The sequence below is a fragment of the Variovorax sp. DXTD-1 genome (assembly GCF_003984625.1).
GTDB lineage: Bacteria > Pseudomonadota > Gammaproteobacteria > Burkholderiales > Burkholderiaceae_C > Variovorax.
Window position 1 is genome coordinate 114,312 of sequence record NZ_RWKH01000015.1, and the last position, 25,963, is coordinate 140,274.

Consider the following 25,963-nt stretch of genomic DNA (forward strand, 5'->3'; position numbering starts at 1 on the left):
TTAGAAATTTGGGCCTAGACTAGTATCCAGATGTACGAACATCAGTTCACATCTGATTTGCCCCTAGCCACTCCTGGAGATCACATGCAGGACAGCCAAGCGGCCGGTATCAAGCCGGCCTCGCGTCGAGGTTTCTTTTTTGGCGCCGCCACCGCGAGTGCCGCGGTCGCCGCGGTTTCGGTGCTTCCCAAGGTGGCCGAGGCCCCCGCAGCCATCGAGGCTGCCGCTCCCGAGCTGAAGCCCGCGCCTGAAAAAGGCGGCGGCTATTCGCTGAGCGAACACGTCAAGCACTACTACAAGACCGCTTCGGCCTGAAGCGGACACCCAAGATGTTGTTGACCAAGAAAACGACCCCCGCGAACAGCGTGTCGCGGCAAGGGGAACGCGAGTCTTCTCCGTTCATTCACAGCCTGCGGCGCGGCCTTTCGGGCGCGCTGCCCACCATGGACCGGCGTGCCTTTTTGCGCCGCTCCGGGCTCGGCGTGGGCGTGGGGCTGGCTGCCAGCCAGCTCACGCTGATGCGCAAGGCCGAGGCGGCAGGCGATGCCCGTCCCACCGCGGTGGGCGCCGGCAAGGTTGAAATCAAGCGCACGGTGTGCTCGCACTGCTCGGTAGGCTGCGCCTCCGACGCCGTGGTGGAGAACGGCGTGTGGGTGCGCCAGGAGCCGGTGTTCGACTCGCCCATCAACCTGGGCGCGCACTGCGCCAAGGGCGCCGCGCTGCGCGAGCACGGCCATGGCGAGTACCGGCTGCGCTACCCGATGAAGCTGGTCAACGGCAAGTACGAACGCATCAGCTGGGACACCGCGCTTACCGAGATCACCGCCCGGCTGAAAGACCTGCGGCAGGCCAGCGGCCCCGACTCGGTCTACTGGATCGGCTCGTCCAAGCACAGCAACGAACAGTCGTACCTGCTGCGCAAGTTCGTGAGCTTCTGGGGCAGCAACAACTGCGACCACCAGGCGCGCATCTGCCACTCGACCACCGTTGCGGGCGTGGCGAATACATGGGGCTACGGCGCCATGACCAATTCGTACAACGACATGCGCGGCGCCAAGGTGGCCATGTACATCGGCTCCAACGCGGCCGAGGCCCACCCCGTCAGCATGCTGCACATGCTCCATGCCAAGGAGCATGGCTGCAAGATGATCGTGGTCGACCCGCGCTTCACGCGCACGGCGGCCAAGGCCGACGAGTACGTGCGCATCCGCTCGGGCTCGGACATCGCTTTCCTGTTCGGCATCCTGCACCACATCTTCAAGAACGGCTGGGAAGACAAGCAGTACATCAACGACCGCGTCTTCGGCATGGAAAAAGTGCGCGAAGAGGTCCTGGCCAAGTGGACGCCGGACAAGGTCGAAGAGGCCTGCGGCGTGAAAGAGGCGCAGGTGCTCAAGGTAGCCACCTGGCTCAATGAAAACCGCCCCGGCACCGTGGTGTGGTGCATGGGCCAGACGCAGCACACCATCGGCAACGCGATCGTGCGCGCGTCGTGCATCCTGCAACTGGCGCTCGGCAACGTGGGCAAGTCGGGCGGCGGCACCAACATCTTCCGCGGGCATGACAACGTGCAGGGTGCCACCGACGTGGGCCCGAACCCCGACTCGCTGCCCGGCTACTACGGCATCGTCGAAGGCTCGTGGAAGCACTTTGCCGCCACCTGGGGCGTCGACTACGAATGGATCAAGGGCCGCTTCGCATCGCCTGCGATGATGAGCAAGCCCGGCATCACGGTGTCGCGCTGGATCGACGGCGTGCTCGAGAAGAACGAGCTGATCGACCAGGACTCGAACCTGCGCGGCGTGTTCTATTGGGGCCATGCGCCCAACTCGCAGACCCGCGGTCTCGAGATGAAGCGCGCCATGGACAAGCTCGACCTGCTGGTGGTGGTCGACCCGTACCCATCGGCCACGGCCGCCATGGCCGCCATGCCCGGCCGGCCGGAAGACCTGAACCCCAACCGCGCCGTCTACCTGCTGCCCGCGTGCACGCAGTTCGAGACCAGCGGTTCCGTCACGGCGTCGAACCGCTCGATCCAGTGGCGCGAAAAGGTGATCGAGCCGCTGTGGGAGAGCCGCAGCGACCACATGATCATGCAGCAGTTCGCCGACCGCCTGGGCTTTGGCAAGGAACTGAGCAAGAACTACAAGATGCAGAAGGTCAAGGGCATGGACGAGCCCTTGCCCGACGACATCCTGCGCGAAATCAACAAGACCTGCTGGGCCGTCGGCTACACCGGCCAGAGCCCCGAGCGCCTCCAGGCGCACATGCGCAACATGGGCGCCTTCGACGTGCGCACGCTCAAGGTGAAGGCCGGCGTGAAGGACAAGGTCAACGGCTACGACCTCACGGGCGACTACTTCGGCCTGCCGTGGCCCTGCTACGGCAGGCCGGAGCTCAAGCACCCGGGTTCGCCCAACCTCTACGACACGTCCAAGCACGTGATGGAAGGCGGCGGAAATTTCCGTGCGAACTTCGGCGTGGAGCGCGAGGGCAAAAACCTGCTGGCCGAAGATGGCTCGCATTCGCTGGGCGCCGACATCACCACCGGCTACCCCGAACTCGACCACATGTTGCTCAAAAAGCTGGGCTGGTGGGACGAACTCACCGAGGCCGAAAAGCCGAAGGCCGAAGGCAAGAACTGGAAGACCGACAGCTCGGGCGGCATGATCCGCGTGTTCATGAAGAACCACGGCTGCCATCCCTTCGGCAATGCCAAGGCACGCGCGGTGGTCTGGAACTTCCCCGATGCCATTCCGCAGCATCGCGAGCCGCTGTACGGCAACCGGCCCGACCTGATGGCCAAGTACCCGACGCACGACGACAAGATGGCGTTCTGGCGCTTGCCCACGCTCTACAAGAGCGTGCAGCAGAAGAACATCGCCGACAAGGTGGCCGAGAAATTCCCGTATATCATGACCTCGGGCCGGCTCGTCGAGTACGAAGGCGGCGGCGAGGAAACCCGTTCGAACCCCTGGCTGGCGGAACTGCAGCAGGAGATGTTCATCGAGATCAACCCGAAGGTCGCGGCCGAGAAGGGCATTCGCAACGGCGAGCGCGCCTGGGTGCACACGCCCACCGGCGCAAAGCTCAACGTGCAGGCCCTGGTCACCGAGCGCGTGGGGCCCGACACGGTCTTCATGCCGTTCCACTTCTCGGGCCATTGGCAGGGCGCCGATATGCTGGGCTATTACCCGGCGGGCGCCGCCCCGGTGGTACGCGGCGAGGCCATCAACACCGGCACGACTTACGGTTACGACAGCGTGACCATGATGCAAGAGACCAAGACCACGGTCTGCAATGTGGAAAAGGCATAAGGAAGCACCATGGCGCGAATGAAATTTGTCTGTGACTCTGAACGCTGCATCGAATGCAACGGCTGCGTCACTGCCTGCAAGAACGAAAACGAAGTGCCGTGGGGCGTGAACCGCCGCCGCGTGGTCACGCTGAACGACGGGGTGCCGGGCGAGAAGTCGATCTCGGTGGCCTGCATGCATTGCTCCGACGCACCCTGCATGGCCGTGTGCCCGGTGCAGTGCTTCTACCGCACCGACGAAGGCGTGGTGCTGCACGACAAGGATGTGTGCATCGGCTGCGGCTACTGCTCGTACGCCTGCCCGTTCGGCGCGCCGCAGTTCCCCTCGCAAGGCACCTTCGGCGTGCGCGGCAAGATGGACAAGTGCACCTTCTGCGCCGGCGGCCCCGAGGCCAACGGCTCCGAAGCTGAATTTGAAAAGTACGGCCGCAACCGGCTGGCCGAGGGCAAGCTTCCGGCCTGCGCCGAGATGTGCTCGACCAAGGCCCTTCTGGCCGGCGACGGCGATGTGGTGGCCGACATCTTCCGCACCCGCGTCGTCCAACGCGGCAAGGGCGCCGAAGTGTGGGGCTGGGGCACCGCCTACGGCTCGCAGCAAGCCGGCACGCCGCCGGTGAACGGGGTGCAGAAGTGAAGCGGCAGGGCCTCGTCGTCCTGGGCGTTGCGCTGGTCGCAACCTGCCTGGCGGCCTGCGGCGAAAAGCCGCAGACCAATGCGCAGGGCGTGAAGCACGACGCCGTTCCCTGGAGCGGCACCGGCACCAAGGAGAACGCCGGCACGGTGTTCACCGCGCCCGACTGGAAGGTCGGCGACAAGACCGCCTGGCAGCAGCAGCTCAAGACCCGCACGCAAAACGGGCAGAACGAATACAACAAAGAGAACTGAACGGAGAGCCCATGAAGCAAGCGCTGACCGCTCTCGTTATTTTCGCCGCGCTGGGTTCGGTGTTCGCGCAGGCGCAGCCGCCGGCTGCACCTGGAACGACGCCCGCACCCGCTGTTCCTGCTGCAACCGCCGCGCCGGCGCCCGCCGGCGGCGTTCGCAGCCAGAACATCTTCGAGGTCAAGCCCGAAGCGAGCGCCGATCCCAACTACGCGAACCAGACCAACGGCGAGCGCATGAAGGTGCAGCCCGGCAACAACGCGCCCATGTGGCGGCAGGTGGGGCAGGGCGTCACCGGCTACAGCAGCCTGCCGAAAAGCGAGGCGCCCGAAGCCGGCAACCTGATTCAGCCGTTCGTGCAGTACCCGGGCTCGCGCTTCACCAATGCCGGCGAAGCCTGGCGCCAGGTGCGCAACGACTGGATCATTCCCTACGGCGCCGCACTGCTGTTCGTCGTGCTGCTGGCGTTGGCCATCTTCTATTTCACGCGCGGCCCCATTCGCCTGCACGGCCAGGAAACCGGCCGCAAGATCGAGCGCTTCACACCGTTCGAGCGAGCCACGCACTGGTCGAACGCCATCGCATTCGTCACGCTCGCCATCTCCGGCATCGTGATGGCCTTCGGCAAGTTCTTCCTCTTGCCCTGGATGGGCTTGACGCTGTTCGGCTGGATTACCTACGCGCTCAAGAACGTCCATAACTTTGTCGGCCCGCTGTTCGTGGTGACGACGGTGTTCATGGTGTTCACCTTCATCCGCGACAACATTCCGCGCGCGATGGACCTGAAATGGCTTGCGCGTTTCGGCGGCCTCTTCGGCGGCAAGGAAGTGCCTTCGCACCGTTTCAACGCGGGCGAGAAGCTGGTCTTCTGGGGCGGCGTGCTGTTCCTCGGCCTCTTCGTCATCGGCTCGGGGCTCTTCCTGGACAAGCTGCTGCCCGGCTTCGTCTATACCCGCGGCGAGATGCAGGTGGCGCACATGATCCACGGCGTTGCAACGCTGCTGATGATGGCAATGATCATGGGCCACATCTACATCGGCACGCTGGGCATGACGGGCGCCTACAAGGCCATGCGCACCGGCTACGTCGACGAGACCTGGGCCAAGGAACACCACGAACTCTGGTACGACGACATTGCCGCGGGCAAGATCCCCGCACAGCGCACGGTTCCGGCCGATGCGTCGGCACCTGTCGCAGTGCGGGCACCGCGGCCCGCCGAAGGAACGTCCTCATGAAGAAGCTGTCTGTGTCGCTGAAACTTTCCGCGCTGGTGCTCGCGCTGGCCGCGCCCATCGCATGGGCCAAGCTGCCGCCGCCGGCCGCCACACCCGAGGCCAAGGCCAAGGCGGCCGAAGCGGCCGCCAAGACCGCGTGGAACGGCAAGGTCGACTCCTACAAGCTCTGCCAGGCGCAGGACCGCGTGGCCGCCAAGTACCGTGCAAGCGCGACCGCCGCAGGCAAGCCGGTACCGGCGGCGCCGGCGACACCGCCTTGCGCCGATCCCGGCTCCTTCGTTTTCACGCCGCCGCCGCCGGCGGACGCCAAGCCCATCGAGGCCGCGGGTGCGCATTCGCCAGCCACCACGGCGGCATCGCCACCCAGCACCGTTCAGCCCGCCTCCGTCGTCAATCCCACGCCCAAGGCGCAGTGACGACGCGTTTGCCGTTGTTGCCGCTTCCACGTCTTACCCAGGCCCGCGCCGCGCTCACGCGCGAGGTCGAGGTCGTCGATGAGCATGGCGCGCACGGCACCGTTTCCATTCCTGCCGAGCGCGATCTCACGGTGTATGTGGACCGGCGCGAGCTCGTCACGCTGATGACGCTCGGCGCCCAGCCCGAATTGCTGGTGCTGGGCTACTTGCTGAACCAGCGTCTCATCGAATCGGCCAGCGACGTCGAGTCGGTCACGGTCGACTGGGAAGTGGGCGCTGCCGCCGTCAAGACGCACGCCGGCATCGACCGCATCGAGGAGCGCACCGCAAAGAAGGTGGTAACCACCGGCTGCGGCCAGGGCAGCGTGTTCGGCGACCTGATGGCCGACATCGACAACCTCCGGCTGCCGCCCACGCGCATGACGCAGGCGCAGCTCTACGCACTGGTCAACGCCATCCGGCTCCAGGAGAGCACCTACAAGTCGGCCGGTTCGGTGCACGGCTGTGCGCTGTTCACGCTCGAGCCCGGCGGTACCGAAGCGACGATGCACTGCTTCGTCGAAGACGTGGGTCGCCACAACGCCATCGACACCATCGCGGGCTGGTGCGCCATGCAGCCGCCGGCCGCGCTGGCGGGCGACCGCGTGTTCTACACAACGGGCCGGCTCACGAGCGAAATGGTGATCAAGTCGGCGCAAATGGGCGTGCCCATCGTGGTTTCGCGCAGCGGCATCACGCAGATGGGCCACGAGGTGGCCACGCGCGTCGGCCTGTGCGCCATCGGCCGCGCCACCAACCGGCACTTCGTCTGCTACGCGGGCGTCGATCGGCTGGTGCAGCAGCCGGAACTCGCGCGCCGCAATCCGGCCTAAGGCCTGTTCCCCTACTTGCGGTAAGCCCCTGAAAGGCGCCGGCGCACCCGCGTCGGCTATCGTCTCGCCCATGAATGCCTCCCTTCGCCTTGGCTGGCGCACCCTCTGGCGCGATTTGCGCGCCGGCGAACTGCGCCTCTTGATCGTTGCCGTGCTGCTGGCCGTGGCCGCCCTCACGGCCGTCGGCTTCTTTGCCGACCGATTGCAGGGAGGTTTGCAGCGCGATGCGCGGCAGCTGCTCGGCGGCGATGCGGTGATAGTGAGCGACAACCCCACGCCTGCGACCTTCATTGCGCAGGCCCACGCGTTCGGGCTCCAGGGCACCGGTACCTTCGGCTTCCCGACCATGGCGCGGGCCGACGATGCCCAGGGCGGCGCCAGCAAGCTGGTGGCCCTGAAGGCCGTGACCGCGGGCTACCCGTTGCGCGGCAACCTGCAAACCGCGAACGCCCCCGATGCGCCCGGCACCGTCACCCGCGACATTCCGCCGGCGGGCGAGGTGTGGGTCGATGCCTCGCTGCTCGACTCGCTCGCGCTCAAGGTGGGGGACATGCTCCTGCTCGGGGACACCGGCCTGCGCGTCGGACGCGTGATCACGCTCGAGCCGGACCGCGGGGCAGGCTTTATGAGCTTTTCGCCGCGCGTGATGCTCAACCAGGCGGACGTGCCGCGCACCGGGCTCGTACAGCCCGCGAGCCGCGTGGGCTACCGCTATGCGGTGGCGGGCGAAGATGCGGCCGTCAAGCGCTTTTCCGACTGGGCCGAGGCCACCATCAAGAAGGGCGAACTGCGCGGCGTGCGGCTCGACTCCTTCGAAGGCGGGCGCCCCGAAATGCGCCAGACGCTGGACCGGGCCGAGAAATTCCTGAGCCTGGTCGCGCTGCTCGCGGCGCTGCTGTCGGCCGTGGCCGTGGCGCTGGCCGCGCGCGGCTTCGCGGCCAGCCACCTCGACGACTGCGCCATGCTGCGCGTGCTCGGCCAGAGCCAGCGCACCATCGCGATGGCTTACTCGTTCGAATTCGCGGTCGTCGGCATCGTGGCCAGCAGCCTCGGCGTGGCCATCGGCTTCGCCGTGCACTACGTGTTCGTGGTGCTGCTTGCCGGGCTGGTCGAAACGGCGCTGCCCGCGGCCACCTTGTGGCCCGTGGCGTTCGGTTTGGGCATGGGGCTCACGCTGCTGTTCGCCTTCGGCCTGCCGCCGGTGCTGCAACTGGCCAAGGTGCCTCCGCTGCGCGTGATCCGGCGCGACGTCGGCGGGCTCAAGCCCGCGTCGCTCGCGGTGCTGGGCATCGGCGTGGCCGGCTTCGCGGCCTTGCTGATCGCCGCCAGCAGCGACCTGAAGCTGGGCCTGATCGCCGTGGGCGGCTTCGCGGGCGCGGTGGCCGTGTTCGCGCTCCTGAGTTGGCTCGCGGTGAAGGTGCTGCGGCGCAGCGTCAACGAAACCACCGCGCCGCGCTGGCTGGTGCTGGCCACGCGCCAGATCTCGGCGCGCCCGGCCTACGCCGTGGTGCAAGTCAGCGCGCTCGCCGTCGGCCTGCTTGCGCTGGTGTTGCTGGTGCTGCTGCGCACCGACCTTGTTGCAAGCTGGCGCAAGGCGACGCCGCCCGATGCGCCGAACCGCTTCGTCATCAACGTCATGCCCGACCAGAGCACGGCGTTCCAGAAATCGCTGCGAGACGCCGGCGTGCGCAAGTTCGACTGGTACCCGATGATCCGCGGCCGGCTGGTGGCCATCAACGACAAGCCGGTGTCGCCCGACGACTACGTGGAAGACCGCGCCAAGCGCCTGGTGGACCGCGAGTTCAACCTCAGCAACAGCGTGGAGGCACCGGCGCACAACAGCATTGTGGCGGGTGCGTGGAAGCCCGATGCGCCCGGTGAAGTGAGCGTGGAAGAAGGCCTGGCCGAAACGCTCGGCCTCAAGCTGGGCGACCTGCTGCGCTTCGACATCGGCGGCATGCAGAACGACGCGCGCATCACCTCGCTGCGCAAGGTCGACTGGGGCTCGATGCATGCAAACTTCTTCGTGATGTACACCGTGGCCGCATTGCCCGACGTGCCTGTGACCTACATGGGCGCCTTCCGCGCACCCGAAACCCGTGGCTTCGACAACGCGCTGGTGCGCAGCTACCCCAACGTGACCAACGTGGACATGAGCGCCACCATCAACCAGGTGCAGCGCGTGCTCGACCAGGTGATTCGCGCGGTCGAGTTCCTGTTCGGCTTCACGCTTGCGGCGGGCCTTGTGGTGCTGTTTGCCGCGGTCACCGCCACGCGCGAAGAGCGCGCGCGCGAGTTCGCGGTGATGCGCGCCGTGGGCGCGCGCGCCAGCCTGCTGCGCCAGGTGCAGCGTGCCGAGCTGGCCGGTGTCGGCCTGCTCGCCGGCTTCCTGGCGAGCATCGTGGCGTCGGTCATCGGTTGGGGGCTTGCGCGCTATGTGTTCGACTTCACCTGGACCGCATCGCCCGTGGTGCCGGTGGCCGGTGCGCTCGCAGGCGCCGTGCTGGCGCTGGCCGCGGGATGGTGGGGCTTGCGCGACGTGCTGCGCCGGCCGGTGGTGGACACGCTGCGGCGCGCGGCCGAGTAATTGATAGAGATAGATTTTTTTCTTTAGCCGTGGGCGGGAAGGGCCTGGGAATGCAATACATTCCCCGGCCCTGCATTCATTCGATGAGAACCCCCCCTACATGCGCTTGGCGTCATTCCAGATCACCAACTTTCGCTCGATCAACGACAGCGGCTCCATCGATTCCACACAGCTCACCGCGATCCTCGGCCGCAACGACAGCGGCAAGTCGAACCTGCTGCGCGCGTTGCACAGCCTGAACCCTGCTGAAGGCATAACCGAGCTCAGCCCGATCAAGGACTTTCCGCGGCACCGCCGCCTTGAAGAGTGCCAGCCCGATACACCGGTCGTTGCTACATGCTGGGCCCTCGACGAGAGCGAGCGGGCCGAACTCACGGCAATGCTCCCGCGCGCGGCCAACGTGCGCCACGTGACCGCGGGCCGCGGCTACGGCACGGCGCGCTGGACGGGGCTCGAAGGCCTGGCTGAGCTGTCGCTCGACGTGTCGGACATCAAGGGCAAGGTGCGAAAGATCGTGCCGGCGGTGAAGGCTGCCGCCGAGAAAGTGGCTGAGGAAGCAAGGGCGACGCTGGAGCAGGAGGCCGACGCCTTCGACGCCGCCATGATCCTGAGCCCCGACTACATCCGGTGGTCGGAAGGCGCAGTGAAGGCGCTGCAAACCTTGCGCAAGGCGCTGGCCGCTGCGGATGCCGAACTCAGCGACAAGCAGGAGCAGATGCTGGTCGAGCTGGAGGACATGGCCCGCGCGATTGCCAACGACACGCCGGCGCTTGCCAAGGCAAAGCAGTGGGTGCTCGAGAAGCTGCCCCGCTTCATCTACGTGGACGAGTATCCGGCGCTGCTCGGCCACCAGAACATTGCCGACTACCTGGTGCGCAAGGGCTGGGGCCAAGCGGCGCCCGAGCAGCAAGGCTTCGAAAAGCTCTGCAAGGCCGCTGGGCTCGACCCGCAGCAACTGCAAGACCTGCTGGACAAGAACGACCTGGCCACGCGCAACCAGCTTGTCAACCGCGCGGGCGCCGTCGTCACTTCCGAGATTCGCCGGCTCTGGAAGGACCGCGAGCTCAAGGTGCGCTTCAACCTCGACGGCCCGTACATGGACACGCTGGTGTCCGACCCCGACGACACCTACGAGGTGGAAGTGAACCTCGACGAGCGCAGCCGCGGCTTCCAATGGTTCTTCTCGTTCTACATCACCTTCTTTGCGGACACCAAGGGTGGCCGTGCAGGCGATGCCATCCTGCTGCTGGACGAGCCCGGCCTGCACCTGCATGCGCGCTCGCAGGCCGACTTGCTCGACCACTTCGAGCGAGACTTCGATAACCAGATCATCTACACCACGCACTCGCCGTTCATGGTGCCGGTTCATCGGCCCGATGCAGTGCGCACGGCCAGCATGGCGCCCTCGACCGGCACCATCGTGAGCAACAAGGCAGAGGGAGATGAGCGCACGCTGTACCCGTTGCGGGCCGCGCTCATGCTGAGCCGCATGGTGAACGGGGTCGCTGCATCAGTCGACGAAAGCGCTCTGGCGGCGGTTCCTGTCCAATAGAGCCATGGAACACCTACCGGACGACATTGCAGAGCGGCTGACCGAACTCGAGATCAAGTCGAGTTACGCGGAAGATCTGCTGGAGCAACTCAACATGACGATCTACCGCCAACAGCAGCAGATCGACAGCCTGATTCTTCAAGTGACCCAGCTGAAACAGCAGAGTCAGAACGCGGGGCAGGAGGGGGCGGCGCGCAGCTTGCGGGACGAGTTGCCGCCGCATTACTGAGAGCCTGTTGTTCAGGGCGGCGCACCCGCCGACGGGGTACCTTACTCCGCGAATGTCCCCCGGCCTGCGGCCTCCTCCTTTATTTCGCTGCGCAAGGCACCCCGCCAGCGGGTGCGATGCAAAGAGCAGTCGTTGATCAGCGATACACCACGAGCGTGCCCCAGTGCACAGGGCATCGGGTGCTCCACGCAGCGAAATAAAGGAGGAGGGGCGCAGCCCCGGGGGACATTCGCGGAGGGGAGTACCCGGTGGCCTTTGCACACGCCCTGAACAACAGCGCCAAGACAAGATCAGCCGTGCGAATGCCAGAGCACAGCAAAGAAGTAGCAAGAACTGCCAGCCAGCACGAACAGGTGCCATACAAAGTGGGCAAACCGCACCTTGTTGTCGAACAAGAACACCACCGCACCCGCTGTGTAGAAAAGCCCACCGGCCACGAGCCAACCCAGGCCTGCCGGCGACATGCGTTCGTACAGCGGTACCGCCGCCATCAACGCCATCTAGCCCATTGCCACATAGAGCCCGGTCGACCACAGCGGATGCTGCAGCCGATTGAACAGCTTGGCACCCACGCCCAGCGCCGCCGCCGCGCAGATGGCTCCGAACAGCGTCCAGCCCCATGGCCCACGCAGCACACCGAACAGAAATGGCATGTAGCTGCCCGCAATGAACAGGTAGATGGCTGCGTGGTCGAGCCGGTTGAACCACGCCTTGGCCTTGCCGGTAGGTAGCGCGTGGTACAGCGTCGAGATCAGGTACAGCACGATGGCCGTTCCTGCAAAGAGAGATGCACCGACGATGCTGGCGGCTTGCCCTTTCTGCGCGGCGCTGTAGACCAGGATCGGGAGCGACACGATGGCCAGCAGCAGGCCCAAGCCGTGGCTCAGCGCGTTGAAGATTTCTTCCAGTGTGGTCTGGTCACGCACAGTGGATGTCGGCTTGCCGGAACTCATGTTTGTCGATTCGCTTTGCTGCTACTTGACCTGCTGCTTGCCGAGCTTGCGCGCCAGCGTGCGCCGGTGCATGCCGAGCCGCCGCGCGGTCTCGGAAATGTTGAAGCCCGTTTCGGCGAGCGTCTCGTGAATGCGTTCCCACTCCAGCGTCTTGATCGACGTCGAGCGGTTGGTCAACTCTACCTCGGTGGTGCCCGTCGCGCGGCCGAAGGCGGCTTCGATGTCGTCGGTGTTGGAGGGCTTGGCAAGATAGTGGCAGGCGCCCAGCTTGATGGCCTCGACCGCGGTGGCAATGCTCGCAAAGCCCGTGAGCACCACGATCAGCATCTCGGGGTTGTGCCGGTGCAGCATCTGCACGCAGGCCAGGCCCGAGGCTTCGCCGTTGAGTTTCAGGTCGACCACCGCATAGCCGGGCGAATGGGTCTGCAGCAGCGCTTCGACCTCTTCGGCATTGCTTGCATGCGTGACTGTGTAGCCACGGCGCTCGAACGAGCGGCCGAGCGTGCGCGCGAAAGCGGCGTCGTCTTCGACGATCAGCAACTGGCGCTCAGCTTCTGCGGCTTCGGTCATGGGCTTCCGTTTCAGTCATTGCGATGGTGTTGTCGATGGCTTCGTCGTCTTCCTCCAGCACGACAGCCGCGAGCGGCAGCGTAATGGCCACGACGGCGCCGCCCTCGGGCCGGTTGCGCACCTCCACCCGGCCTCCCAGCGTGCGCGCCACGTTCACCACCAGGAACAGCCCGAGCCCGCCACCCGGCCGGCCCTTGCTCGACTGGTAGGGCTTGCCGAACTGCTTCAGCATCGCGGCCGGAAAGCCCGGGCCCGCATCGGTTACCGTGAGCGTCAGCGCGTCGGTGTCCTGCTCTGCTTCGAAGCGCAGCCAGTGCGGCGAGGCCTCCAGTGCATTGTCGAGCACGTTGCAGATCATCTGCTTCACGGCCGAGTCGGAAACCATGGGCAGGTCCCGGCCAAACCGGTTGTCGTAGTCGAAATCTTCCACGGGGCGCGTGGTGCGCCATTCCTCGACCAGCTCGTCGAGAAAGGTGCTCACGGTCGTTTCTTCCGACGATTCGCCGCGCGCCTCGCCGGCCGACAGCAGGATGCCGCTCACGATGCTCTTGCAGCGCTGGATCTGCAGTTCCATTTCGGCCACTTCGGTCAGCAGCTCGGGGTCGGAACTGAAATGCGGCAGCCGGCGCCAGTCGCCCAGGATGACCGCCAGCGTGGCAAGCGGCGTTCCCAGCTCGTGCGCGGCGCCCGATGCGAGCAGGCCCATGCGCACGATGTGCTCTTCTTCCGACGCGCGCTGGCGCAGGTCGGCCAGCCGCGCATCGCGCGCGCGCAGGTTGCGGCTGATGCGCGTGATGAACACCACCAGCAGCGCCGCATTGAGCGCAAAGCAGATCAGCATGCCCTGCACATAAGGGCTCCAGAGCCCGCGGTCGTGGTCGAGCGGCAGTGCGAGAGGGCGCGAGAAAAGCGCCAGCCCCGCGAAGCACAGGCTGGTGACGACGACGATGGTCCACGTCGACCAGGCCTTGAGCAGCACCGCGCCCAGAATGACCTGCAGCAGATACAAAAAGACGAACGGATTGGTGGCGCCGCCGCTCAGGTAGAGCTGGGCGGTGAGCGTGGCCACATCGACCAGCAGCGCGAGAAACAGTTCCCCGTTGGTTACCTTGCGAAGGGTGCGCGAGCGCAGCAGGCTCACCACGTTGAAGAGAGCCAGGCAGGCCAGCACCAGCAGCATCTGGTCGAGCGGCAGCCGGATGCCGAAGCCGTAGTGCACGAACAGGATGGTGACCACCTGCCCGACCACCGCAAACCAGCGCAGTTGGATCAGCTGCTGCATGTTCTTGTGGCCCGTGGCGTTGTCCAGGCTCGCGACGCCCGCGCGAGATGCGTGCAGTTCCCCCGCCACCGCGGAGAGCTCAGTCGGGGCGGCGGCCGTCTTGGCGGGTTCTTCCGTCGGCATGGGAGGCATTGTCGCCGTTGCTGTCGGCTGAGTCGGCGAGCTTGCGGCGGCGGCGATCGTCGCGCCACACGAACCAGGCCGCGCCCGTGACCATCAGCGCCAGGCCGTACCAGGTAATGGCATAGACGAGGTGGCTGTTGGGAAAGGCAATGACCGTCAGGCCCCCGGCGGGCCAGGAGGGCGCTGCGCCGGGCGCGCTGGGCGCGGCCTCGGCATCGACGAAGTAGGGCGCGACATGGTTCAGGCCACGCGCGGCGGCAATGGCCTGCACGTCGCGCGAGAACCAGCGGTCGGTGGCGGGATCGTTCCTGCGCAGGAAGCCGCCCTTGGGCTCGGCGATGCGCAGCAGGCCGGTCACGACGGTTTCGCCCTTGGACTCGGTGGCCGCACGCATGGCGCGGTCGCGTGCCTCGGGCGGCACGAAGCCGCGGTTGACCAGCACCGTGGTGCCGTCGGCGGCCTGCAGCGGCGTCAGCACCCAGAAGCCGGCGCCGAGCCTGGTGCTGGCCTGCACCAGGGTTTCCTTGTCGTGGAGAAAGGTGCCGGCGATGCGCAGGTGCCGGTATTCGTCGGCGGCTGCGTTGATTTGCGGCCAGCGGTCGGGCGTGGGCGCTTCGGAGGCCGGCGTGTGCACGCGCTGCTCGACGCGGGCAATGAGATCGAGCTTCCAGGCCCTGCGCTCGACCTGCCAATTGCCGAGCGCGACAAAGCCGGCAAAGGCAAGCGCCGCGCAGACCATGAAGATCACCCGCGCGGCCGTGGAGCGCTGGTCGCCGGCCGGTTTGTTGCGGATGCTGTGGTCTGGCGGCTGGGTCGTCGTCAAGGCATGTTCTTCATGTCGTGCACCGACATCGGCATCATGTTGGCGTTCATGTGGTACATGACCCAGAGCGAGCCGGCCAGCGTGATGACGACGAGCACGATGGTGAAGATCAGCGCCAGCATGTTCCACCCGCTCTCGGACTTGGCGTCCATGTGCAGGAAGTAGATCATGTGGACCACGATCTGCACCGCGGCAAAGCCGAGGATGACGAGCGAGGTGGTGTGCGTGTTGGAGAGCACGTTGCCCATCACGAGCCAGAACGGAATCGCGGTCAGGATCACGGCCAGCACGAAGCCGGTCATGTAGCCCTTGAAGGTGCTGTGGCTCACGGGACCGTCGTCGTGATGGTCGTCGTGGGCATCGTGCGCGCCATGCGCGGTGTGGCCGTGCGCTGCGGTTTCAGTGTGGGCGGTGCTCATGCCATCGATCCCATCAGATAGACGAAGGTGAAGACGCCGATCCAGACCACGTCCAGGAAGTGCCAGAACATCGAAAGGCACATCAGGCGGCGGCGGTTGGCGGCGGTGAAGCCGTGCTTGGGCAGCTGGAACATCAGCACGACGAGCCAGATGATGCCGAAGGTCACGTGCAGGCCGTGGGTGCCGACCAGCGCGAAGAACGACGACAGGAATGCGCTGCGCTGCGGGCCCGCGCCTTCATGGATGAGGTGCGCGAACTCGTAGATCTCCAGGCCGATGAAGCCCGCGCCCAGCAGGCCCGTAATGGCCAGCCACGCCAGCGTGCCGCCCATGCGCTTCTTCTGCATCTCGAGCATCGAGAAACCGTAGGTAATGGAAGACAGCAGCAGCAGCGAGGTGTTGACGGCCACCAGCGGCAGGTCGAACAGGTCGGCGCCCGAGGGGCCGGCCGCGTAGCTGCGGCCCAGCACGCCGTACACAGCGAACAGGCACGCGAAGATGAGGCAGTCGCTCATCAGGTAGAGCCAGAACCCGAGCAGCGTGCCGTTCTCTGGGTGGTGGTCGTTGCCGACGTGGAACAGCTCGAACACGGGCGGCTTGCCCGTCTGGTCGCTGTGGGCGTGGCCGGCCGCGGGGGAGTGGAGGGCGGTGGTATCAGACATGGGCTGCTGCCAGGAGGCGCGTGCGTTCGGCTTCGGTACGGACGACGTCTTCCGCGGGAATGTAGTAGTCGCGCTTGTAGTTGAAGGTGTGGATGATCACAGCGGCCAGCATGGCGACAAAGCCGATGCCCGCCACGAGCCACATCTGCCAGATCAGCGCAAAGCCGCAGACGGCCGCCAGTGCCGCGATGATGAAGCCGGCGCTGGTGTTCTTGGGCATGTGGATGGGCGTGAAGCCTTCGAGCGGGCGGGCATAGCCGCGGCGCTTCATGTCGGTCCAGGCGTCGTTGTCATGAATGCGCGGCGTGAACGCGAAGTTGTAGGCCGGCGGCGGCGACGAGGTCGACCATTCGAGCGTGCGGCCGTTCCACGGGTCGCCCGTGGTGTCGCGCAGCGAATCGCGGCGCACGAAGCTCACCACCAGCTGGATGAGGAAGGACGCAATGCCCAGCGCGATCAGCACCGCGCCGAAGGCCGCCACCTGGAACCAGAACTGCAGCGACATGTCCTGGAAGTGGCTCATGCGGCGGGTGACGCCCATCAGGCCCAGCACATACAGCGGCATGAACGCGACCCAGAAGCCCACGAGCCAGAACCAGAACGAGCACTTGCCCCAGAACGGATCGAGCTTGTAGCCGAAGGCCTTCGGGAACCAGTAGGTGATGCCTGCCAGCATGCCGAACAGCACGCCGCCGATGATCACGTTGTGGAAGTGGGCGATCAGGAACAGGCTGTTGTGCAGCACGAAGTCGGCCGGAGGCACCGCGAGCAGCACGCCCGTCATGCCGCCGATCACGAAGGTGACCATGAAGCCGACGGTCCACATCATGGGCAGCTCGAAGCGGATGCGGCCGCGGTACATGGTGAAGAGCCAGTTGAAGATCTTCGCGCCCGTCGGAATCGAGATGATCATCGTCGTGATGCCGAAGAACGAGTTCACGCTGGCGCCGGAGCCCATGGTGAAGAAGTGGTGCAGCCAGACGAGGTACGACAGGATGGTGATCACGATGGTGGCGTACACCATCGAGGCGTAGCCGAAGAGGCGCTTGCCGCTGAAGGTGGACACCACTTCGGAGAAGATGCCGAAGGCCGGCAGGATGAGGATGTACACCTCGGGGTGGCCCCAGATCCAGATCAGGTTCACGTACATCATGGCGTTGCCGCCGAGATCGTTCGTGAAGAAGTTGGTGCCGGCATAGCGGTCGAGCGACAGCAGCGCGAGCACGGCGGTGAGCACCGGGAAGGCGGCCACGATGAGCACGTTGGTGCACAGGGCGGTCCAGGTGAACACCGGCATCTTCATCATGGTCATGCCCGGCGCGCGCATCTTCACGATGGTGGCCAGCAGGTTGACCCCCGAGAGCAGGGTACCTACCCCCGCTATCTGCAGCGACCATATGTAGTAGTCGACCCCCACGTCGGGGCTGAACAGAATGCCCGACAGCGGCGGGTAGGCCAGCCACCCGGTCTTGGCGAACTCGCCCACGAAGAGCGACGCCATCACCAGGCCGGCGCCGAAGGTGGTCATCCAGAAGCTGAAGTTGTTCAGGAACGGAAAAGCCACGTCGCGCGCGCCTATCTGCAGCGGCACCACGAAGTTCATCAGGCCCGTGACCAGCGGCATGGCCACGAAGAAGATCATGATCACGCCGTGCGCGGTGAAGATCTGGTCGTAGTGGTGCGGCGGCAGGAAGCCGGCGTTGTCGCCGAAGGCCACGGCCTGCTGGGCCCGCATCATGAGTGCGTCGGCAAAGCCGCGCAGCAGCATGACAAGGCCGAGCACGATGTACATGATGCCGATCTTCTTGTGGTCGATGCTGGTGATCCAGTCGCGCCACAGGGTGCCCCAGAGCTTGAAGTAAGTGACGGCGCCCAGGATGGCAAGGCCGCCCAGCACCACGGCCGCAAAGGTCGCCAGCAGAATGGGCTCGTGGTAGGGAATCGCCTCCCACGTGAGGCGGCCGAAGACAAGCTTCGTCAGGTCAAGGTTTTCGAGCATCGTCATTCTTCGGTGGTGCACATCGCCGTGACGTACTTGCGCCTTGGCGAATTGATGAGGGTGTCAGCCTGCCAGGCCTGCATGGTGGCAATGTTGAACGCGCCGGGCTTGCCCAGCCCGCCGTTCGCGTCGATGGCCATCATTTCCTTCATGCACATCTTGTTGCGGTCCACGCAGAGGTTGAGGATGGCGTCGTACAGGTCCGGCGCAACCGTGGCGTAGTGCCGCACCGGCTCGCGCTCGCTCGGCACTTCGAGCTTCTTGTACTGCTCGCGCGTGAGTTCGCCATCCTTGCCCGCCTTGACCTTCTGCACCCACTGGTCGAAGTCGGTGTTGCTCAGGCCGTGGAACTTGAAGCGCATGCCCGAGAAGCCGGCGCCGCTGTAGTTGGCCGAGAAGCCCTCGAACTCGCCGGGCTTGTTGATGACCGCGTGAAGCTTGGTCTCCATGCCCGGCATGGCGTAGATCTGGCCGGCCAGCGCGGGAATGAAGAAGGAGTTCATCACCGAGGAGGCAGTGATCTTGAAAGTGATCGGCCGGTCGACCGGCGCGGCCATTTCGTTCACCGTGGCAAAACCCTGCTCGGGGTAGATGAAGAGCCACTTCCAGTCGAGCGCCACCACTTCGACCACCAGCGGCTTGGCTTCGGCGGGAATCGGGCGCTCGGCGTCGAGCCGGCTCAGCGGCCGGTACGGGTCGAGCGTGTGCGTGCTGATCCAGGTGATGGCGCCCAGCGCGATGATGATCAGGAGCGGCGCGCCCCAGATCGCCAGTTCGAGCTGGGTGGAGTGGTCCCAGTCGGGGCTGTAGTCGGCCTCCTTGTTCGACTGGCGATAGCGCCACGCAAAGAAGAGCGTCAGCGCGATCACCGGAACGATGATGATCAGCATCAGCACGGTCGAGACGACGATGAGTCGCCCCTGCTGATTGGCGATGTCGCCGGAAGGATTCATGAGCACCGTGTTGCAGCCTGCCAGCAAGGCAAGGGGAAGCAACAGGGACCATCGCCGAAGAGTTTTGAGGGTGGGCATGCCGGAAGAAAGAAGTGCAGGGGCTGCGCAAAGAACCCACAATCTACGACCAAAGGTTGCGCCCGCCTATTGGACGTTTTGTCCTATGGCGGGAATCTTCATTCGGTGAGACGCTTGGAGCCTCTGTTCAATGGCCTACCTTTGTCACTGCACGTGACACCCGGATTACAAAACGCAATGACGACGACGTCCAGCATCCTTCCGCAAGGCGCACCGCCGGTGCCGAACACGTCCGAAAACGACGCCCGGCAGGGCGACGGGCATTCCCATATCGCGCCGGGCGAGATCGCCGTCGGCGTGATCATCGGGCGGGCATCGGAGTACTTCGATTTCTTCGTCTACGGCATCGCCTCGGTGCTGGTATTTCCGGCGGTTTTCTTTCCGTTCGAAGCGCGCCTCGAGGGAACCCTCTATGCCTTTGTGGTTTTTTCGTTCGCCTTCATTGCGCGGCCGTTCGGAACCGTCATTTCAATGGCCATCCAGAGGCGGTTCGGGCGAGAGGCCAAGCTGACCATCGCGCTGTTCCTGCTGGGAACCTCCACCGCGGGCATCGCCTTCTTGCCGGGGTACGCGAGCATCGGGTTCACATCCATCGTGCTGCTGTCGGTGTTCCGCTTTGCACAGGGCCTGGCGCTCGGCGGCTCGTGGGACGGGCTACCGTCGCTGCTGGCGCTGAATGCGCCGCAGAACCGCCGCGGCTGGTACGCCATGCTCGGCCAGCTGGGCGCACCGCTCGGCTTCTTTGTGGCCAGCGCACTTTTTGCCTATCTCTACGGCAGCCTGGCGCTCAAGGACTTTCTCGATTGGGGCTGGCGCTACACCTTCTATGTTGCGTTCGCGATCAACGTGGTGGCACTGTTCGCGCGTCTGCGGCTGGTGGCCACCGAAGAGTATTCGCGGCTGCTCGAAGAGCGCGAGCTGCAGCCCACCAGCGTGGTCGAGCTGACCCGCTCGCAAGGCGCCAACCTGCTGATCGGCGCGTTCGCCGCGCTGGCCAGCTATGCGCTGTTCCACCTGGTCACGGTGTTCCCGCTGTCGTGGATCACGCTGTATTCGGACCAGTCGATCACCGAATTCCTGGTGGTGCAGATGATCGGCGCGGTTCTCTGCGCCGGCGGCATGGTGGCCTCGGGCCTGATTGCCGACCGCGTCGGGCGCCGTTTCACGCTGGGCGGCCTGGCCGGGATGATTGCGGTGTTCAGCGGCTTTGCGCCCACGCTGCTCGACGGCGGCCATATCGGGCAGGACATCTTCATTCTGCTGGGCTTCGTGTTGCTGGGGCTCTCGTACGGCCAGGCGGCCGGCGCGGTGACGTCGAACTTCGAGCCCAAGTACCGCTACACCGGCGCCGCGCTCACGGCCGACCTGGCGTGGCTCATCGGTGCGGCCTTTGCGCCGCTGGTGGCGCTGGGGCTGTCGGCGAATTTCGGGCTGGCGTATGTCAGCGTCTATCTGCTGTCGGGTGCGGTCGGCACGCTGGCGGCCCTGGGTTTGAACCGGGCGCTGGTGCGGGACTGATCACCGTCAAACGCGGGTGTTCGAAAAAGGGGCCGGTCGGCCCCTTTTGCGTTTCGGGAGCCGTAGCGCGCGCTGGCTTAGGATTCGCCTCATGTTCACCGCCGCCATCTTCGACATGGACGGGCTGCTCATCGATTCGGAGCGGCCCATCATGGCCGCCTGGATCGAAGCCGCCCGCACGCTCGACATCGAGCTTTCGCACGCCCAGTACCTGCAATGCGTGGGGCTGGCCATGGGCGAGTCGAAGCAGATCCTTGCGGCGCTGCTCGGCGGCGCGGCCGCCTACCAGCACGCCGCATCGCAAGTGACCGCCGCGCTGCAGCTGCAGCGTGCTGACGGCGACGCCCGACCGCTCTTTCCCATCAAGCCCGGCGTGGCCGAGTTGCTCACTGCCTTGCGCGGACGCGGCACACGCTGTGCGGTTGCCTCGTCGTCCACGCGCGGTCAGATCGCGGCCTGCCTGGGCAGCCTCGACGTGCTCCATCACTTCGAGGCCTTTGCAGGCGGCGACGAGGTAGCCCGCGCCAAGCCCGATCCGGCGCTCTACCTGCTCGCGGCCGAGCGCCTTGGCGTCGACCCCGCGGAATGCGTGGCCTTCGAGGACAGCGAGAACGGTGCTAAGGCCGCGTTGGCGGCGGGCCTTCGCGTGGTGATCGTGCCGGACCTCAAGCACCCGCCTGCTGCGATCATCGAGCGGGCATTCCATGTGCTCGACTCGCTGCACGACGCCATGGCGCATGTGCCGCTGTGGTTTCCCACGCCGGCGCAGAAGCGCGCCTGACCTGCGGGCTCAGAGCACTTCGTCGCGCAGCTGCGGGAACACCTTCGACACCTTGGCGAGCAGGTAGTCGCCGTAGCGGCCGCTGAAGGCGTGCACGTTGGCGCGGTCCCAGCGCTCGGCGCTGTCGTCGCGCGCCTCTGCACCTTGCAGCCCTTCGATGCGCTGCACGCGGGCCTCGAAGTTCGGATCGAAGAACAGCGGAAACGAAAGCCGGTCACGCCCCGAGGTGTTGCGCTTCACGCGGTGTGGGGTCGATTTGTAGAGCCCGCCGGTCATGCGGTCGAGCATGTCGCCGATGTTGCAGACGAACGATCCGGCGATTGGCGGCGCATCGATCCAGCCGCCTGGCGTGTGCACAGCGAGGCCGCCGACCTCGTCCTGGTGCAGGATGGTGAGCAGGCCGTAGTCGGTGTGCTCGCCCACGCCCCATTGCACGTCCAGGCCTTCGGGTACGGGCTGCGAGGGGTAGTTGAACAGGCGGAACAGGATCAGGGGATCGGCGGTGTAGCGCTCGGCGAAATACGCTGCGGGCAGGCCGAGGCTCAGCGCGATGCCTTCCATCAGCCGGTGGCCGAGCTGCGTGACGGCGGTCATGTACTCGAGGATGGTTTCGCGGAACCCAGGCACGTCGGGGAACAGATTCGGCCCGTGCACCGGCGTCTTCGCCTGCACCAGCGGGTGCGTGGCGGGCAGCTCGGTGCCCAGGTAGAGGCCTTCCTTCCAGTCGGGTCGGCCCGAGGTCAGCTCGCCGCCCAGCGGGAAGAAGCCGCGCCAGGCGCGCCCGCCGAGGGCCATGCGCCATTGCATCTTGGTTTCCTCGGGCAACTCGAAGAACTTGTGGCTCAGCACTTCGAGCCGCTGCACCAGCGCCGCATCGACGCCGTGGCCCGTGGCATAGAAGAAACCGTGCGCGCGGCAGGCAGCGCCGATCTGCGCGGCCACGCCGTCGCGCTCGGGCGTGCCGGCCACGAGCGGGACGACGTCGATCACGGGGAGCGTCTGTGTGTCGGTCATGGTCGAAGAGAGCATGTCATGCGCCGCGCGCGAAGGGCGAACGGATGTCCGAAAGAAACTGCTGCGCGCGGGGGTGCTGCGGCCGGTTGAAAAAGTCGTCGGGCGTCGCGCGTTCGAGCACCTTGCCCTCGTCCATGAACAGCACGCGGTCGGCCACCTCGCGGGCGAAGCCCATCTCGTGCGTGACGCAGATCATGGTCATGCCGTCGCGCGTGAGGTCGCGCATCACCAGCAGCACCTCGCCTACCATCTCGGGGTCGAGCGCGCTGGTGGGCTCGTCGAACAGCATCAGCGGCGGCTGCATGGCGAGTGCGCGCGCAATGGCCACGCGCTGCTGCTGGCCGCCCGAGAGTTCGCTGGGCCACGCATTCGCCTTGTGCGCCAGGCCCACGCGCTGCAGCAGCGCCATCGCGCGCTCGTCGGCTTCCTGGCGGGTGAGGCCTCGCAGCTGCACCGGCGCCATCGTGCAGTTCTGCAGCACCGTGAGATGCGGGAACAGGTTGAACTGCTGGAACACGAAACCGATGCGCGATCGGAACGCGTTCACGTCGGTGCCCGGCGCGTGGATGTCCTTGCCTTCGATGAGGATGCGGCCCGACTGAATCGGCTCCAGCCGGTTGAAGGTGCGGATCAGCGTCGATTTGCCCGAGCCCGAGGGCCCGCACACCACCACCACTTCGCCCTTGTGGATGGTCTCGCTGATGTCGACCAGGGCGTGATAGCTGCCATACCACTTGTTGACGTTCTGAAGTTCGATCATGCGGACACCTTGGGAGCCGTGGCGGGATCGGCCACGGACATGCCGCGACGCGCGAGGCGACGCTCCAGCCAGTAGGCGAAGCGCGACAGCCCGAAGCAGAGAATGAAATAGGTCCCGCCCAGGATCAGGTAGATCTGGGCCGGTTTGGTGAACACCTGCGTGTTGATCTGCGTGGCGATGAACGACACCTCGGCCAGCCCGATGATGTAGCCGAGCGAGGTTTCCTTGATGGTCGAGACGAACTGGTTCACCAGCGAAGGCAGCATGCTGCGCAGGGCCTGCGGCAGCACCACCAGCCGCATCGCGCGGCCGTAGCCCAGGCCCAGCGCGCGGGCGGTTTCCATCTGCCCGCGCGGCAGGCCCTGGATGCCGGCGCGCACGATCTCGGCCAGGTAGGCGGCGTCGAAGATCACGAGTGCGATCAGCATGGTGGTGAACTGGTCGGTCTTCACGCCCGTGACGCTGGGCAGGAAGAAGTAGGCCCAGAAGATCACCATCAGCAACGGCAAGCCGCGCACCACGAAGACGAAGCCCGTGACCGGCCAGCGCAGCCAGCGCCACGGGCTCACGCGTGCGAGGCCAAGCACGATGCCCAGCGGCAGCGCGAGCACCAGGCCGCACGACGCGAGCAGCAGCGTGAGCACCAGCCCGCCCAGCGGGCCGTTCGGGTACTGCCCGATAAGAAAGTAGACCCAGTAGTCGTTGATGATTTCGAGCATCTGGTGGGCCTCAGATGGTTCGCACGGGAAAGCGGTGGTGGTACCAGGTGGCCAGCCCGGTGATGGCGAGCGACACCGTCAGGTACGCCGCGCTCGCGAACGCGAACGACTCGAAGCTGCGGAAGGTTGCGCTCTCGACCTGCCCGGCCTGGTACATCAGCTCGGCCACGCCGATCACCGTGGCAATCGATGTGTTCTTCCAAAGGCTCAGCGTCTGCGAGATGAGCGGCGGCACCGTCACCCGAAGCGCTTGCGGCAGCACCACCCGGCGCATGGCGCCCATGAAGCCGAAACCCAGCGCGCGGCCCGCTTCGAACTGCACCGTAGGAATCGCGCGGATGCCGCTGCGGATGTCTTCGGCCATGAAGGCGGCCGTGTAGAGCGCCAGCGCAATGATCGCGCTGTAGGCCTCGATGTGGCCCGCGTACAGCCACTGCTTGATGCCTTCGGGCAGCAGCTCGGGCGCGCCGAAGTACCAGAACAGCATGTGCGCGAGCAGCGGAATGTTGCGGATCGATTCCACATACGCAAAGCCGAGCCAGCGCAGCGGCGCGATGGGCGAAAGGCGCAGCAGCGCCACCACCAGCGCGATGGGCAGGGCGAACAGCAGCGAGGCCGCCAGCAGCTGCAGCGAGAGCAGCAGGCCCGCGACCAGCATGTCGTGGTACTGGCCGGTGAGCAGCAGCGAATAGTCGAACAGGGGCATGAGGGGCGACAGTATCACCGCCGCGGCGGGATTCGCTCCCTCCCTACCGTTACGAGATCAGTCGATCTTGTCGCTCTCGAACTTGAAGTCGCGCGTCTGGAAGCCCGACGCCGTGTTCGGCCCGTACCACTTGACGAAGATCTTCTGCGCTTCGCCCGACTTCTCCAGTTCGCGCAGCGTGTCGTCCACCACCGCCTTCAGGCCGCTCTCGCCCTTCTTGATGCCGATGGCCAGCGCCTCGGTACTCAGGTTCTGCTTGAGCACGACGTACTTGGCCTTCTGCGGGCCAAGCTTGGCGTAGCTGCGCAGCAGCGCGGCCTCGTCGTCCACATAGCCCACGCCCTTGCCTTGCTGCAGCGCCTGGAAGGCTTGCTGGCTCGTGTCGAAGGTCACCACTTCGGCGGTGGGCACGGCCTTGCGAATGTTCGGCTCCTGCGTGCCGCCGCGGATGGTCAGCACCTTCTTGCCGGCGAGCTGGGGTACGTCGGTAATGCCGCTGTCCTTTTTCACGATCGCCTTCTGGCCGGTGACGAAGGTGGTGAGAGAAAAGTCGATTTGCGCCTCGCGCTCCTTGTTGTGCGTGAGGCCCGCGGCCACCAGGGCGACGTGGCCCTGCTGCAGCTCGGGGATGCGCGCGGCCACGGCAATCTGCTTGAGCACCGGCTTCACGCCGATCCTCTTGGCAATCGCGTTCACCAGGTCGACTTCGTAGCCGACGATCTGGCGCGTCTTCGGATCGATGAAGGTCGCGGGCTCGTCGGTGCCGAGCACGCCCACCACGAGTTCGCCTTTTTTCTTGATGTCGGCAAGCTGATCCGCGTGGGCCGCAATGCCCGTAAAGAGGGCGGAAGCGGCGAGGGCCGCGGCGATGAAGTTCAAGCGCATGTTCTTCTCCTTCTTGGAAAACAAGGACGGGACCATATCAATAAAACCGTGGATTATTAAATCCTCAATCGACATATACATATGGATGCCCGAATGGTCCTGATGCCGGTACTGGAATCGCGAGAATTCAGCCGGCGTGCGGGCCGGGGAGACTGCTGGAGGGATACTCCCGCCATGCAGATTCACGAAAAGCCCCCCGTCGACACCCCGTTCGAATGGATCGGCGGCGAACCCAAGGTACAGGCGCTGGTCGACCGGTTCTACGACCTGATGGAGCTCGAACCCGCCTATGCGCAGCTGCGTGCGGTGCACGGCACCAGCCTGGACAACGCGCGCCAGCGCCTCTTCTGGTTCCTGTGCGGGTGGCTCGGCGGCCCGCAGCACTACACCGACCGCTTCGGGCATCCGATGCTGCGCGCGCGGCACCTGCCGCAGAGCATCGGCGGGCACAGCATCGGCATCAAGGAGCGCGACCAGTGGCTGGCCTGCATGGACCAGGCGATGGGCGAAACCGGCGTGCCCGAGGGATTGCGCGCTCGGCTTCGCGATTCGTTCTTCCAGACCGCGGACTGGATGCGCAATCGCGGTGAGCAATAACACAGACAACGACTCCGAAAGAGACTCTCTTC

General features: G+C 65.7%; 25 protein-coding genes and 1 pseudogene. 13 read left to right on the forward strand and 13 right to left on the reverse strand.

Going from position 1 to position 25,963, the window contains the following annotated elements; translation table 11 throughout:
- Positions 1-84 precede the first annotated feature (84 nt).
- The 10 genes from EJI00_RS15705 to EJI00_RS15750 all read left to right on the forward strand — a co-directional run bounded on the left by EJI00_RS15705 (position 85) and on the right by EJI00_RS15750 (position 11,089).
- The gene (locus EJI00_RS15705) at positions 85-315 is read left to right on the forward strand and encodes a formate dehydrogenase (protein WP_126748434.1); all 231 of its coding nucleotides are present in this window, start codon (positions 85-87) and stop codon (positions 313-315) included.
- A 14-nt stretch (positions 316-329) separates the two neighbouring features.
- The gene (locus EJI00_RS15710; RefSeq protein ID WP_126748435.1) at positions 330-3,317 is read left to right on the forward strand and encodes a formate dehydrogenase subunit alpha; all 2,988 of its coding nucleotides are present in this window, start codon (positions 330-332) and stop codon (positions 3,315-3,317) included.
- A 9-nt stretch (positions 3,318-3,326) separates the two neighbouring features.
- Positions 3,327-3,950 (forward strand): formate dehydrogenase FDH3 subunit beta, encoded by a 624-nt coding sequence (gene fdh3B / locus EJI00_RS15715; RefSeq protein WP_126748436.1) that lies wholly within the window; start codon positions 3,327-3,329, stop codon positions 3,948-3,950.
- Positions 3,947-4,201, forward strand: coding sequence for a hypothetical protein (locus EJI00_RS15720; RefSeq protein ID WP_126748437.1), 255 nt, complete (start codon positions 3,947-3,949; stop codon positions 4,199-4,201). Before fdh3B ends, EJI00_RS15720 begins: the two co-directional genes overlap by 4 nt.
- Before the next feature lie 11 nt (positions 4,202-4,212).
- Entirely contained in the window at positions 4,213-5,433 is a 1,221-nt protein-coding gene (locus EJI00_RS15725; RefSeq protein ID WP_126748438.1) for a formate dehydrogenase subunit gamma, read from the forward strand.
- Positions 5,430-5,849: a hypothetical protein gene (locus EJI00_RS15730; protein WP_126748439.1), complete on the forward strand. Its 420-nt coding sequence runs from the start codon at positions 5,430-5,432 to the stop codon at positions 5,847-5,849. The genes EJI00_RS15725 and EJI00_RS15730 overlap by 4 nt, the downstream gene beginning before the upstream one ends.
- A complete protein-coding gene (locus EJI00_RS15735; protein ID WP_126748440.1) occupies positions 5,846-6,721 on the forward strand; it encodes a formate dehydrogenase accessory sulfurtransferase FdhD in 876 nt (291 codons plus the stop codon). Before EJI00_RS15730 ends, EJI00_RS15735 begins: the two co-directional genes overlap by 4 nt.
- Positions 6,722-6,791: 70 nt before the next feature.
- Positions 6,792-9,308 carry an ABC transporter permease gene (locus tag EJI00_RS15740; RefSeq protein WP_126748441.1) on the forward strand — a complete coding sequence of 839 codons (2,517 nt, stop codon included), beginning with the start codon at positions 6,792-6,794 and terminating at the stop codon, positions 9,306-9,308.
- A gap of 100 nt (positions 9,309-9,408) precedes the next feature.
- Positions 9,409-10,860, forward strand: a complete 1,452-nt coding sequence (locus EJI00_RS15745; RefSeq protein WP_126748442.1) for an AAA family ATPase — start codon at positions 9,409-9,411, stop codon at positions 10,858-10,860.
- A 4-nt stretch (positions 10,861-10,864) separates the two neighbouring features.
- Positions 10,865-11,089: a SlyX family protein gene (locus tag EJI00_RS15750; protein ID WP_126748443.1), complete on the forward strand. Its 225-nt coding sequence runs from the start codon at positions 10,865-10,867 to the stop codon at positions 11,087-11,089.
- A 290-nt stretch (positions 11,090-11,379) separates the two neighbouring features.
- Here EJI00_RS15750 and trhA read toward each other — a convergent pair.
- From trhA to cyoA, 8 genes and pseudogenes are all read right to left on the reverse strand, one after another.
- A pseudogene (gene trhA / locus EJI00_RS15755) lies at positions 11,380-12,042 on the reverse strand (PAQR family membrane homeostasis protein TrhA).
- 21 nt (positions 12,043-12,063) lie between these two features.
- Positions 12,064-12,612 (reverse strand): response regulator transcription factor, encoded by a 549-nt coding sequence (locus tag EJI00_RS15760; RefSeq protein WP_126748444.1) that lies wholly within the window; start codon positions 12,610-12,612, stop codon positions 12,064-12,066.
- Positions 12,590-14,017 carry an ATP-binding protein gene (locus EJI00_RS15765; RefSeq protein ID WP_126748445.1) on the reverse strand — a complete coding sequence of 476 codons (1,428 nt, stop codon included), beginning with the start codon at positions 14,015-14,017 and terminating at the stop codon, positions 12,590-12,592. The genes EJI00_RS15760 and EJI00_RS15765 overlap by 23 nt, the downstream gene beginning before the upstream one ends.
- Entirely contained in the window at positions 13,974-14,756 is a 783-nt protein-coding gene (locus tag EJI00_RS15770; protein WP_126748478.1) for an SURF1 family protein, read from the reverse strand. Before EJI00_RS15770 ends, EJI00_RS15765 begins: the two co-directional genes overlap by 44 nt.
- Positions 14,757-14,836: 80 nt before the next feature.
- A complete protein-coding gene (gene cyoD / locus EJI00_RS15775; RefSeq protein ID WP_126748446.1) occupies positions 14,837-15,259 on the reverse strand; it encodes a cytochrome o ubiquinol oxidase subunit IV in 423 nt (140 codons plus the stop codon).
- Positions 15,256-15,921 (reverse strand): cytochrome o ubiquinol oxidase subunit III, encoded by a 666-nt coding sequence (cyoC, locus tag EJI00_RS15780; protein ID WP_126748447.1) that lies wholly within the window; start codon positions 15,919-15,921, stop codon positions 15,256-15,258. Before cyoC ends, cyoD begins: the two co-directional genes overlap by 4 nt.
- Complete coding sequence (gene cyoB, locus EJI00_RS15785) at positions 15,914-17,926, reverse strand: cytochrome o ubiquinol oxidase subunit I (RefSeq protein WP_126748448.1); 2,013 nt, start codon at positions 17,924-17,926, stop codon at positions 15,914-15,916. The genes cyoC and cyoB overlap by 8 nt, the downstream gene beginning before the upstream one ends.
- Positions 17,923-18,951, reverse strand: a complete 1,029-nt coding sequence (gene cyoA / locus EJI00_RS15790) for a ubiquinol oxidase subunit II (RefSeq protein WP_126748449.1) — start codon at positions 18,949-18,951, stop codon at positions 17,923-17,925. The genes cyoB and cyoA overlap by 4 nt, the downstream gene beginning before the upstream one ends.
- A gap of 177 nt (positions 18,952-19,128) precedes the next feature.
- Between cyoA and EJI00_RS15795 the strand changes: the two genes are divergently transcribed.
- Both EJI00_RS15795 and EJI00_RS15800 read left to right on the forward strand, forming a co-directional pair.
- Entirely contained in the window at positions 19,129-20,469 is a 1,341-nt protein-coding gene (locus tag EJI00_RS15795) for an MFS transporter (protein WP_126748450.1), read from the forward strand.
- A 91-nt stretch (positions 20,470-20,560) separates the two neighbouring features.
- Positions 20,561-21,250: an HAD family hydrolase gene (locus EJI00_RS15800; RefSeq protein ID WP_126748451.1), complete on the forward strand. Its 690-nt coding sequence runs from the start codon at positions 20,561-20,563 to the stop codon at positions 21,248-21,250.
- 9 nt (positions 21,251-21,259) lie between these two features.
- Here EJI00_RS15800 and EJI00_RS15805 read toward each other — a convergent pair whose 3' ends face one another.
- From EJI00_RS15805 to EJI00_RS15825, 5 genes are read right to left on the reverse strand one after another with little or no spacing between them, the layout of a single operon-like run.
- Positions 21,260-22,264, reverse strand: coding sequence for an isopenicillin N synthase family oxygenase (locus tag EJI00_RS15805; protein WP_260590741.1), 1,005 nt, complete (start codon positions 22,262-22,264; stop codon positions 21,260-21,262).
- Positions 22,265-22,280: 16 nt separating this feature from the next.
- Entirely contained in the window at positions 22,281-23,024 is a 744-nt protein-coding gene (locus tag EJI00_RS15810; protein ID WP_126748453.1) for an amino acid ABC transporter ATP-binding protein, read from the reverse strand.
- Positions 23,021-23,743, reverse strand: a complete 723-nt coding sequence (locus EJI00_RS15815; RefSeq protein ID WP_126748454.1) for an amino acid ABC transporter permease — start codon at positions 23,741-23,743, stop codon at positions 23,021-23,023. The genes EJI00_RS15810 and EJI00_RS15815 overlap by 4 nt, the downstream gene beginning before the upstream one ends.
- 10 nt (positions 23,744-23,753) lie before the next feature.
- Positions 23,754-24,449: an amino acid ABC transporter permease gene (locus tag EJI00_RS15820; protein ID WP_126748455.1), complete on the reverse strand. Its 696-nt coding sequence runs from the start codon at positions 24,447-24,449 to the stop codon at positions 23,754-23,756.
- A gap of 57 nt (positions 24,450-24,506) precedes the next feature.
- Positions 24,507-25,334, reverse strand: coding sequence for an ABC transporter substrate-binding protein (locus EJI00_RS15825; protein WP_126748456.1), 828 nt, complete (start codon positions 25,332-25,334; stop codon positions 24,507-24,509).
- A gap of 174 nt (positions 25,335-25,508) precedes the next feature.
- Between EJI00_RS15825 and EJI00_RS15830 the strand changes: the two genes are divergently transcribed.
- The gene (locus tag EJI00_RS15830; protein ID WP_126748457.1) at positions 25,509-25,931 is read left to right on the forward strand and encodes a group II truncated hemoglobin; all 423 of its coding nucleotides are present in this window, start codon (positions 25,509-25,511) and stop codon (positions 25,929-25,931) included.
- Positions 25,932-25,963 lie beyond the last annotated feature (32 nt).

Bases quoted from the DNA above. Each gene is read 5' to 3' on its own strand.
- EJI00_RS15705 (WP_126748434.1), top strand. From the start codon at position 85: ATGCAGGACAGCCAAGCGGCCGGTATCAAGCCGGCCTCGCGTCGAGGT.
- EJI00_RS15710 (WP_126748435.1), top strand. From the start codon at position 330: ATGTTGTTGACCAAGAAAACGACCCCCGCGAACAGCGTGTCGCGGCAA.
- fdh3B (WP_126748436.1), top strand. From the start codon at position 3,327: ATGGCGCGAATGAAATTTGTCTGTGACTCTGAACGCTGCATCGAATGC.
- EJI00_RS15725 (WP_126748438.1), top strand. From the start codon at position 4,213: ATGAAGCAAGCGCTGACCGCTCTCGTTATTTTCGCCGCGCTGGGTTCG.
- EJI00_RS15730 (WP_126748439.1), top strand. From the start codon at position 5,430: ATGAAGAAGCTGTCTGTGTCGCTGAAACTTTCCGCGCTGGTGCTCGCG.
- EJI00_RS15740 (WP_126748441.1), top strand. From the start codon at position 6,792: ATGAATGCCTCCCTTCGCCTTGGCTGGCGCACCCTCTGGCGCGATTTG.
- EJI00_RS15745 (WP_126748442.1), top strand. From the start codon at position 9,409: ATGCGCTTGGCGTCATTCCAGATCACCAACTTTCGCTCGATCAACGAC.
- EJI00_RS15750 (WP_126748443.1), top strand. From the start codon at position 10,865: ATGGAACACCTACCGGACGACATTGCAGAGCGGCTGACCGAACTCGAG.
- EJI00_RS15760 (WP_126748444.1), bottom strand. From the start codon at position 12,612: ATGACCGAAGCCGCAGAAGCTGAGCGCCAGTTGCTGATCGTCGAAGAC.
- EJI00_RS15765 (WP_126748445.1), bottom strand. From the start codon at position 14,017: ATGCCGACGGAAGAACCCGCCAAGACGGCCGCCGCCCCGACTGAGCTC.
- EJI00_RS15770 (WP_126748478.1), bottom strand. From the start codon at position 14,756: ATGGTCTGCGCGGCGCTTGCCTTTGCCGGCTTTGTCGCGCTCGGCAAT.
- cyoD (WP_126748446.1), bottom strand. From the start codon at position 15,259: ATGAGCACCGCCCACACTGAAACCGCAGCGCACGGCCACACCGCGCAT.
- cyoC (WP_126748447.1), bottom strand. From the start codon at position 15,921: ATGTCTGATACCACCGCCCTCCACTCCCCCGCGGCCGGCCACGCCCAC.
- cyoB (WP_126748448.1), bottom strand. From the start codon at position 17,926: ATGACGATGCTCGAAAACCTTGACCTGACGAAGCTTGTCTTCGGCCGC.
- cyoA (WP_126748449.1), bottom strand. From the start codon at position 18,951: ATGCCCACCCTCAAAACTCTTCGGCGATGGTCCCTGTTGCTTCCCCTT.
- EJI00_RS15795 (WP_126748450.1), top strand. From the start codon at position 19,129: ATGACGACGACGTCCAGCATCCTTCCGCAAGGCGCACCGCCGGTGCCG.
- EJI00_RS15800 (WP_126748451.1), top strand. From the start codon at position 20,561: ATGTTCACCGCCGCCATCTTCGACATGGACGGGCTGCTCATCGATTCG.
- EJI00_RS15805 (WP_260590741.1), bottom strand. From the start codon at position 22,264: ATGACCGACACACAGACGCTCCCCGTGATCGACGTCGTCCCGCTCGTG.
- EJI00_RS15810 (WP_126748453.1), bottom strand. From the start codon at position 23,024: ATGATCGAACTTCAGAACGTCAACAAGTGGTATGGCAGCTATCACGCC.
- EJI00_RS15815 (WP_126748454.1), bottom strand. From the start codon at position 23,743: ATGCTCGAAATCATCAACGACTACTGGGTCTACTTTCTTATCGGGCAG.
- EJI00_RS15820 (WP_126748455.1), bottom strand. From the start codon at position 24,449: ATGCCCCTGTTCGACTATTCGCTGCTGCTCACCGGCCAGTACCACGAC.
- EJI00_RS15825 (WP_126748456.1), bottom strand. From the start codon at position 25,334: ATGCGCTTGAACTTCATCGCCGCGGCCCTCGCCGCTTCCGCCCTCTTT.
- EJI00_RS15830 (WP_126748457.1), top strand. From the start codon at position 25,509: ATGCAGATTCACGAAAAGCCCCCCGTCGACACCCCGTTCGAATGGATC.